At 73.7% G+C, this 9,216-nt stretch carries 8 protein-coding genes and 1 pseudogene; 4 read left to right on the forward strand and 5 right to left on the reverse strand.

The features are described from left to right. From AF1_RS30120 to AF1_RS30130, 3 genes and pseudogenes are all read right to left on the reverse strand, one after another. Nucleotides 1-250, reverse strand: a pseudogene (locus AF1_RS30120) (hypothetical protein); the annotation flags it as partial. Next, nucleotides 250-1,890, reverse strand: a complete 1,641-nt coding sequence (locus AF1_RS30125; RefSeq protein ID WP_067807028.1) for a DUF4132 domain-containing protein — start codon at nt 1,888-1,890, stop codon at nt 250-252. The gene AF1_RS30125 and the pseudogene AF1_RS30120, both read right to left, overlap by 1 nt. 40 nt (nt 1,891-1,930) lie before the next feature. Then, nucleotides 1,931-4,444 carry a DUF4132 domain-containing protein gene (locus AF1_RS30130; RefSeq protein ID WP_067807030.1) on the reverse strand — a complete coding sequence of 838 codons (2,514 nt, stop codon included), beginning with the start codon at nt 4,442-4,444 and terminating at the stop codon, nt 1,931-1,933. 115 nt (nt 4,445-4,559) lie between these two features. Between AF1_RS30130 and AF1_RS30135 the strand changes: the two genes are divergently transcribed. The 3 genes from AF1_RS30135 to AF1_RS30145 all read left to right on the forward strand — a co-directional run bounded on the left by AF1_RS30135 (nt 4,560) and on the right by AF1_RS30145 (nt 7,289). Continuing rightward, nucleotides 4,560-6,011 (forward strand): flavin-containing monooxygenase, encoded by a 1,452-nt coding sequence (locus tag AF1_RS30135; protein ID WP_067807033.1) that lies wholly within the window; start codon nt 4,560-4,562, stop codon nt 6,009-6,011. Between the two features lie 10 nt (nt 6,012-6,021). After that, a complete protein-coding gene (locus AF1_RS30140; RefSeq protein ID WP_067807036.1) occupies nt 6,022-6,789 on the forward strand; it encodes an SDR family NAD(P)-dependent oxidoreductase in 768 nt (255 codons plus the stop codon). 179 nt (nt 6,790-6,968) lie between these two features. Then, nucleotides 6,969-7,289 (forward strand): GroES family chaperonin, encoded by a 321-nt coding sequence (locus tag AF1_RS30145; RefSeq protein WP_067807038.1) that lies wholly within the window; start codon nt 6,969-6,971, stop codon nt 7,287-7,289. Between the two features lie 45 nt (nt 7,290-7,334). Here AF1_RS30145 and AF1_RS30150 read toward each other — a convergent pair whose 3' ends face one another. Next, nucleotides 7,335-8,261 carry an SMP-30/gluconolactonase/LRE family protein gene (locus AF1_RS30150; RefSeq protein ID WP_207394215.1) on the reverse strand — a complete coding sequence of 309 codons (927 nt, stop codon included), beginning with the start codon at nt 8,259-8,261 and terminating at the stop codon, nt 7,335-7,337. Here AF1_RS30150 and AF1_RS30155 point away from each other — a divergent pair. Then, nucleotides 8,224-8,526, forward strand: coding sequence for a MarR family winged helix-turn-helix transcriptional regulator (locus tag AF1_RS30155; RefSeq protein ID WP_084263475.1), 303 nt, complete (start codon nt 8,224-8,226; stop codon nt 8,524-8,526). The genes AF1_RS30150 and AF1_RS30155 overlap by 38 nt on opposite strands. Nucleotides 8,527-8,589: 63 nt before the next feature. Here the strand turns inward: AF1_RS30155 and AF1_RS30160 are convergent. Further along, on the reverse strand, nt 8,590-9,216 hold a 627-nt coding region (locus AF1_RS30160; RefSeq protein WP_169804066.1), incomplete at its 5' end, for an AAA family ATPase.

Here is a 9,216-nt window from a genome sequence, read left to right on the forward strand (position 1 = left end):
CCCCCTGCCGTTCCCAGTCGAGGCGGCGCGGCTCGCGGAGCCGGTAGCCGTTCAGTTCGGTCTCGGCGTCGTCCGGGCGGACCAGGCCGTTGAACCGGTCGGACGGCCGCGCGTTGTGCCGGGCGACCTCCTCGCGGACCCGCAGCCGGATCAGCTCCCGGAGGGTCATCCGCTCCGGCACTCCCTCGACCCGGAACGCGGCGCCGGGCGTGCCCGCCGCGGTCTCGTCCCGGAAGCTCACGGCGGGCATCAGGCACCTCGCCTGATCTGCCGCAGGACGGTCTCGTCGCTGATCCTGTGGTCGGCGGCGAGCAGGAACGCCTTGCCGAGGACCAGCGAGAGCCGCTCGTCCTCGAAGGGCAGGAACAGCCCCCGCTGCCCCGGCCGGCGGGACGGCTCGACGCGCAGGCGGACGTTGCCCGGCTCCATCAGCACGCCCGCCGACCCCAGGTGGATCTTGTAGGTGCGCAGGTCGCCGCGGACGACGAGGAACCGGCCGTCGACCGCGCAGCGGTCGGCGATCCTCGTGCCGGGCAGGATGCGGCGGAGCGCGTCCCCGCGGATCTCGGCGGCGGCGGACAGCTCGCCGAACGGTTCCTCCCGCGTGGTCGAGGTGACGCGGAGGAGCAGATCGACCTCCCGTGTCCCCTCGCTGAACACGAGCGGTGGCACGTCCGCCGGGCGGATCTCCCGCCAGCGTCCGGAGACCCGCCGCTCGAACCGCGTGCCGTCGTGGCGGCAGACCCGCCACGCACCCTCGGCGAAGACGCGCCGCAGTTCGCCGTCGAAACCGCCGCGGGGCGGGGCGGGGCCGGCGCCCGCCGGGGCGGGCCGGTAGGTCTCGCGGAACGCCTGCTTGAACGACTGCGTCATCCGGTTGCCGGTCACGAAGCCGCGCCAGGCCCGCACCGCGCCCGGGAACGCGCGCGCCGGATGCCACAGCCGCACCCGCGCGTCGCCGGACGGGACGGGCAGCGCCCGGCCGTCCAGGGTGACCAGCACGTCCTCGCCGGGGGTGGCCGCGTGCCACCGGCCGTCCGGCGTCTCGAACTCCCAGATCAGGCCGCGCGCGACCATGCCCGTGACCGGGTGGTCTCGGTAGTGGCGGCACCACTCGGCGAACGGCCAGGTCCGCTCGACCGCCAGCAGCGCCTCGATCCGGGTCCGCTCGGCGGCGAGCGTGGCCCGGACCTGCTTCACCAGCGACTTCAGCTCCTTGATCTCGGCGGCGAACGGCACCTTGAGCGCGCCCGGGACGGTCCGCAGCGGGCGGCCGTCCGCGCCGGTGAAGGTGAGCCGGACGGTCATCGGGTCCTCGATGACGAGCACCGCCTGGTAGGCGCCGATGTCGCGGGCGAGCGAGCCGTCGCGGCCGAGGCCGTGCGCGGGCACGCCGCGCTCGACGAGCTGCGCGGGGGTGATGCCGCGGCGGGCCGCCGCCGCCTCGATGGCGGCCGCGATCTGCCGGCCGAGGCCCGGGTAGCGGACGTCGCGGCGCAGCCCGCGCAGCACCTCCAGCGCCTGCGGGTCGGCGAACTCGCTCAGCGCGTTGACCGCGCCGCCCGCCAGCTTCACGGACGGCTCGAACTCGCGGGTCGCCCCGGCGGCGCGGCGGACGATGGCGTCCAGCAGCGGGATCACGCCCGGGTCGCCGAGCAGCGCGGCGGCCCACACCCGTCCGCGGGCGCCCTGCTCGTTCCGCAGCGAGGGGTCGGAGAACGGGCGGTCGCCGACGAGGCTCGGTTCCTTCGTCGCGTACCAGCGCACCCGCCGCAGCACCTCGTCGCGGGCGGCGGGGTCGGCCAGGAGTTCCAGCGTGCGGCGGCGCCACGTGCGCGTCGGCCGTGGCGCGTTGAGCGCGTCCAAATGCGCCCTGAGGTCGTCGGACATGAGGTGATCTTTCCAGAAGCCACCGACGCTTCCCGGTGTTTCAGGTGACCGGGCGCCTGATCTGGGTCAGGATCGCCGCGTCGGTGATCCTGTGGTCGGCGGCGAGCAGGAACGCCTTGCTGAGGATCAGCGAGAGCCGCTCGTCCTCGAACGGCAGATGCACCGAGCCCCCTCCCCCGCCGCCGGCTCGAACGACGCACAGGTAGGAGTCATCGGGTTCCATCAGGATGTTGGCCGAGCCCAGGTGGATCTTGTAGGTGCGCAGCTCGCCCCTCACCACCAGGTAACGGCCGTCGATCGAGCAGCGGCCGGCGATCTTCGTGCGCGGCAGGATCCGCTCCAGCGCCGCGCGGCGGACCTCGGCGTTCGCGGTCAGCTCGCCGAACGTGGCCGCACGCCAGTAGGCGGCGTAGCGGTCCGCGCCGCGGTCGCTCCACCGCGGGTCGGCGGCGATGGAGGTGACGGCGACGAACAGGTCCACGTCCCGCATCGCCTCGCTGAACACGACCGGCGGGACGTCCGCGAGCGGCGTCTCCCGCCGGCGGCGGCCGTGCCCGCGCTCGAACCGCACCTGGTCGGTCGTGGCGTACTCCGGCGTCCCCCAGCCGGCCTCGCTCACCGGATCGTGGAAGAAGCACGCCCGCCACCGCCCACCGCCGAACTCGCCGCACGCCTCGCCCTCGCGGCCGCCGCCGTGGCCGCTGAGGAAGTTCGCCCGCCATCCGCGCTCCTTGAACAGCGCGTAGAGCCGCCGGTAGCGCACGATGTGCGCGGCGAACCGGTTCGAGTACGTCCCGGTCTCCTTCTCGGCCGGGGTGAGCAGGTAGATCTCGCGGAACGCCTGCTTGAACGGCTGCCTGATCCGCTCGCCCGCGATCCGCTCCCGCCAGGCCCGCACTTCGCCCGTGGTCGCCCGGATGGGGTGCCACAGCCTCACCTGGACGGGCCCGCCCCCCGAGTCGGCCAGCGCGGCGTGCCAGCCGCCGTCCTGATCTTGGAACTCCCAGATGAGGCCGCGGACCAGGGCGCCGGTGATCGGGTGGTCGCGGTAGTGCTCGCACCATTCGCCGTACGGCCAGACGCGGTCGTCCGACATCAGGCCCTCGATGCGCGCCCGCTCGCTCGACAGGACGCCCCGCACCTCCTTGGCCAGCGCCTTCAGTTCCTTCAGCTCGTCCGGGAAGCCCTCCTTGACCGCCGCCGGGACCGTCCGCGAGGCGCGTCCGTCCGCGCCGGTGCAGGTGAGCCGGACGCTCGCCGCGTCCTCGATCGCGACCCGCACCGTGTGGGCGCCGAGCGTCCGCTCCACCGAGCCGTCCGGCCGCAGGCCGTGGGCGGGGACGCTGCGCTCGGCGAGCTGCGCGGGCGTGATGCCGCGCCGTTCGGCCGCCGTCCGCAGCGCGGTGTCGATCTGCTTGCGCAGCGCCCGGTTCTTGGTCTTCCCCTGGAGCCGCCACAGCGACTCCAGCGCCCCCGGATCGTCCACCGCGGCGAGCGCGTTGATCGCCGCGCCCGCGAGCTTGAGGTCCTCGTGGACGTCACCGCCGGGCGTGCCGACGCGCAGGGCGAGGGCGCCGAGGCGCGCCGCCGTCCCGGGGCCGCCGGTCAGGGCCGCCGCCCAGACGATGCCGCGTGCGATGTCCCCGTGGTTCTGGTGGACCAGGTAGTGGTAGTGGTGGGAATGCTCGTCGGGAATCCAGTCCGCGTGCGCGCCGCGCTCCGCGCTGCACAGCGGGTCGTCCCCGGCGAGGGCGCGCAGGCATGCGGCCACGGCGTCCCTCGCGGACGCCTCGTCCGCGAGGGAGACGCACGTCCTGCGCCACTTCTGGGAGGGGCGGGGCGCCGACAGGCTCACCAGGTGCCGGACGAACCGGCTCAGCCCGGCCGTCGGGCTCGCCGCCGTCAGGTCGCGCAGCGGCGCGGCCCACGCCTCGCACACGGGCAGCAGCCCCTCGGGGATGTAGTCCTCGTCCAGGTTCTCCAGCAGCGCCGACAGCCGCCTGGTGACCGGCCGGCGATACCCGATCGGGACGTCGGCCCTGGCGAACCGCCCGTCGACGTGCCTCAGCCAGGGCAGGAGTTCCCGGCGCCCGCCGGGGTCGAGGCGGTCGGCGACGGTCAGGGCGGTATCGAGCATCTCGGCGAACCAGTAGCCGTTCCTCGGGAACTCGCAGGCCCGCTGGAGCAGCACCACGACCTGGCCCGGCGTCCACGGCCCGGCCACCGGCACGAGAGATCTCACGCGCCGCAGAAGTTCCCAGAAGCCGACGTCATCGAGGTCGGCCACCAGCGCGACGGAGAGGACGGCCGCGCCCGCGTCCGCTCCGGCGCACGCGGTGAGGCGCCGGTGGATCTCATCCTCGATCTCCTGGCGCCGCCGCAGGTGCGCTTCGAGTTCCCGGTCGTCCTTCCAGAGCGTCCCGTCGCCCTGGCTCTCCGCGTGCCGGCGGCGCAGGAGGTCGAGGAGCCACTGGGAGCGGCCAAGGGCGGCGAACCGGACGTCGTCCAGGCCATCGTCCTTGCGGGCCTCGGCGGCGAAGGGGTCGTAGCGCATGGCGGAATGCTGGCAGGAGGCGCCGACAGAAACCCGGCGATCGGGGGCATCTGGTCAGTGACCTCATGGTCACCTAGGCTCGGGAGAGCGCGATAGAACAAGATTCGGGACGGCCATGACGCACAGCGTGGTGATCATCGGAAGCGGCTTCGGCGGGATCGGGATGGCGATCCGGCTCCGGGAGGCCGGCATCCGCGACGTGGTGATCCTGGAGAAGGCCGAGGAGCTCGGCGGCACCTGGCGGGACAACACCTATCCGGGCGCGGCGTGCGATGTCCCGTCGCACCTGTACTCGTTCTCGTTCGAGCGCAAGACGGACTGGTCGCGGCGGTTCCCGCCGCAGCCGGAGATCCTCGGCTACCTGCGGCACTGCGCCCGCAAGTACGGCGTCCTGGCGAACATCCGGTTCGGTACCGAGGTCACCGAGGCGCGGTTCGACGAGGACGCGGCGCTCTGGCGGATCTCCACGACGTCCGGCGCACTGGAGGCGCGGGTGCTGGTCTCGGCGTGCGGGCAGCTGAACCGGCCCGTCCTGCCGCCGATCGGGGGACGCGAGTCGTTCGCCGGGCGAAGCTTCCACTCCGCCCGCTGGGACCACGGCGCCGGCCTGCGGGGCAGGCGGGTCGCGGTGATCGGGACGGGGGCGAGCGCGGTCCAGATCGTCCCGGAGATCGCGAAGGAGGCGGCCGAACTGCGGGTGTTCCAGCGGTCCGCGCCGTACGTGATCGACAAGCCCGACCGGGCGTACCGGAAGTGGGAGCAGGCCGTCCTGAGGAACGTGCCGGGGGTGTGGGAGCTGAGCCGCGCCCGCACGTACGCGCTCTACGAGGCGCGGGCGCTGGGGTTCGTCAAGTACCCGAAGCTGATGGCGATGCTGGAGAAGCGGTTCACCAGGACGCTGAAGAACGGCATCGACGACCCCGTCCTGCGGGACGCGCTCATCCCCGGCTACCCGATGGGCTGCAAGCGCATCCTGATCTCCAACGACTACTATCCGGCGCTCGCCCGGCCGAACGTCGACCTCGTCACCGATCCGATCGAGCGGATCACGCCGTCCGGTGTCGCGACGGCGAAGCGCGCGTACGACGTGGACGTCATCGTGTACGCGACCGGGTTCCAGGCCGGCGGGTTCCTCGCCCCCATGAAGATCGTCGGACGGGACGGGCGGGAGCTGAACGAGGCGTGGCGGGACGGCGCGCAGGCGCACCTCGGCATCACCGTCAGCGGTTTCCCGAACATGTTCCTGCTCTACGGCCCGTACACCAACCTCGGGCACAACTCGATCATCTACATGCTGGAGTCGCAGTTCCGGTATGTGCTCGGCTGCGTGGCGGCGCTGCGCCGGGCCGGGCTCGCCTGGATCGACGTCCGGCCGCAGGCGCAGGACGCGTTCACCCGCGAGATGCGGGAGCGGATGCGCGCGACCGTGTGGGAGGCGGGCTGCCGGAGCTGGTACATGACGGCCGACGGCACGGTCGTCAACAACTGGCCCGGGTTCACCTTCGCCTACCGCCGTGCGACGCGCCGTCCCGACCCGCGTCACTTCACCGCACGGCCTGCGGCTTAGGCTCGGTGCCATGCCGACCGCCTTCATCACCGGCGCGACCGCGGGGATCGGTGCCGCGTTCGCCCGCCGCCTCGCCTCCGACGGGTTCGACCTGGTCCTGCTGGCCCGCGACGCCGAGCGCCTGGAACGGGCCGCGGCCGAGCTGCGCGACACCTACGCCGTCCGCGCCGAGACCCTGCCCGCCGACCTGTCCGCCGAGGAGGGCGTCGCCGCGGCCGAGGAACGCCTCCGCGAGGGCGTGGACCTGCTGGTCAACAACGCCGGGTTCGGCCACAAGGGCGTCTTCCTGGACGTCCCCGTGTCGGACGAGGTGACCATGCTCAAGGTGCACTGCGAGGCGGTCCTGCGGCTCACGCACGCCGTCCTGCCGGGGATGCTGGAGCGCGGCCGGGGCGCGGTGATCAACGTCTCCTCGATGGCGGCGTTCGCGACGCGCGGCACCTACGGGGCGTCCAAGGCGTGGGTGGTGAGCTTCAGCCAGGGCGTCGCGGCCGACCTCGGGCGGCGCTCGCACGGCCGCGTCCGGGTGATGGCGCTGTGCCCCGGCTTCGTGCACACCGAGTTCCATGAACGCGCCCAGATGGACATGTCGGACCTGCCCGGCTTCATGTGGCTGGACAAGGACGACGTCGTGGACACCGCGCTCCGCGACCTGCGCCGGGGCGCGCAGGTCAGCATCCCGGGCGCGCAGTACAAGGCGATCGCCGGCGTCGTCCGGTTCGTCCCGCGCGGGCTGATCACGCGGCTGTCGTCCGGGACCGGCCGCAGGTACGACTGACCTCCGCCCATGTGCGGGCGCTGGACGCCGCCCGACCCGGCCGGCGGCGCCGAGGGTGATCTGCGACGCCGCCGCGATCCGGGCCGATCCCGGCCGGCGGCCCGAGCGGTCCGCGCGGCCGGAGATCATCGCCGGTTCGTGGAACGCCCTGGTTGACGCGGGCGGATAAACTCACCGGCGTGTCCGAGCCGAAGTTCGAAGTCCAGATGCTCCACGACCGGGTCATGATCAAGGTCGAGAAGGACAGCGGCGAGCGCCGCAGCACCGCGGGGATCGTGATCCCCGCGACGGTGGAGCAGGGGAACCGCCTGGTGTGGGGCGAAGTCTGCGGGGTCGGCCACCATGTGCGGATCGTCAAGCCCGGCGACCGCGTGCTGTTCCACCCCGGCGACCAGTACGAGGTCGAGATCCAGGGGGAGAACTACCTCGTCATGCGGGAACGCGACCTGCACGCGATCGCCAGCGAACGGCCCGAGCACGGCACCGGCCTCTACCTCTGACCGCTCCCCCGCGCCACCCGCGAGCGTGCCGGACGGCGGCCGCGGTCAGATACCGCGGACGGCGGCGATGGTGAACGGGATCTCGGGGGTTCCGTCGCCGAGCGGGCCGCCCTTGTCGAACTGGGAGCGGACCACGTAGAGGGTGCCGCGGCGGCGGACGAGCGTCGTCGGCACCTGGAGGGACGCGTCCGCCAGGCTGCGCTCCAGCCGGACGCGGGTCCCGTCGCGCGCCACCCGCCAGCGGCGGATGACGTTGTCGAGGTTGTGGGCCGTCCACAGCCGCCCGTGCTGGAGTTCGAGGCCGTCGGCGTTGCGCATGTCGCCGCCCTGGAGAGCGACCTCGCGGACGGCCCCGGTCGCGAGGTCGAGCCGGTAGAGGTCACCGCCGAGCATGTCGTCGGTCAGCAGGAAGCGGCCGGTGGGGGCGGCGACGATCCCGTTGAGGGTGAAGTCGCCGGGACCGTGCGGTTCCAGGGCGTCCCCCAGGTCGAAGCCCACCGCCAGCGTGGCGGGTCCTCCGCGGGCGCCGGCCAGGTCGCGCGGTGTGACGCGGTAGACGACGGAACGGAGGCTGTCGGTCAGGTAGGCGCCGCCGTCGCGGGCGATGGCGAGGTCGTTGACGAAACGGGCGCCGGTGCCGGGGACGACGAACCGCGCAAGGAGGCGGCGGCTCCCCGTGTCGTACACCGAGACACCGGCGGAGGAGTCGGTCACCCAGAGCCGTCCGGCCCCGTCGACCTTCAGTCCGTTGGCGGTGCGGCGGCCGTCCGCGCCCGCCGGGAGGAACACCTCGGCCGCGCGGTGGCCCGGACGCATCCGGTAGACGGTGCCGTCCTGGAAGGACCCGGCGTACAGGGTGCCGGTGCGGGGGTCGGCGGCGATGCCTTCGGGGTACACGCGGTCGCCGGGCAGCACGTAGGCCGCCAACCCGGGCATGTCGGCCGCCGCGCTCGCCCGCAAGTGCTCGGTCACCCCGCCGACGATGAACACCGTCCTGAAGAACCTCCGGGAGCGCGGGCTGATCGAGCGCACCCCGCACGAGTGGCACCGCAACATCCTGGAGACCCGGCTCACCGCCGAGGGCGAGGAGGTGCTGGCGGACGCCGACGCCCGCGCGGTCAAGGTCGAGCGGGGGCTCGCCGCCGAGTTCACCGAGGCCGAGCGGGAGACGCTCATCGCCCTGCTCGGCCGCTGCGCCGGCTTCCTCGACGCGGTCCGTTCCGCGCCCGGCGGCTGAGACACCCGCCGCGGAACGGGACGGGCCGCGGCGTGTCCGGCGGGCCGCCGGGCACGCCGCCGGTCAGACGACGATCGTCGCGGTGGAACCGGCCCGGTTCTTGGTCACCCGGAGCTGCGCGGGGATGCGGGCGCGCAGTTCCGCGACGTGGCTGACGATGCCGACCGCCCGGCCGCCGTCGCGCAGGCCGTCCAGGACGTCCATGACCTCGTCGAGGGTCTCCTCGTCGAGCGTGCCGAAGCCCTCGTCGACGAACAGCGTGCCGATCTCGGTGCCGCCCGCCTCGGCGGTGACGACGTCGGCGAGGCCGAGCGCCAGGGACAGCGAGGTGATGAACGACTCGCCCCCCGACAGCGTCACCGGGTCGCGTTCGAGGCCCGTCCAGGCGTCGGCGACGCGCAGCCCGAGACCGCCGGCGCCCTTCGTGCGGTCGCCCGCCGCCTTGTCGGTGGTGTGGACGAGGGCGTAGCGGCCCCCGGACATGCGGGACAGGCGCTCGTTCGCGGCGGCGACGACCTGTTCGAGACGGGCTGCCAGCACGTACGCCGACAGCGACATGGCGTGCCGGTTCGCGGCGTGCTTGCCCGACGTCAGGCCCGCGAGCCGCTCGGCGACCGCGTGGCGGCCCGCGGCGGGACGCCACGCGCCGACCGCCGCGGCGAGGTGCCCGCGCAGCTCGGCGAGGCGCTC

It is taken from the genome of Actinomadura formosensis NBRC 14204, assembly GCF_001552155.1.
GTDB lineage: Bacteria > Actinomycetota > Actinomycetes > Streptosporangiales > Streptosporangiaceae > Spirillospora > Spirillospora formosensis.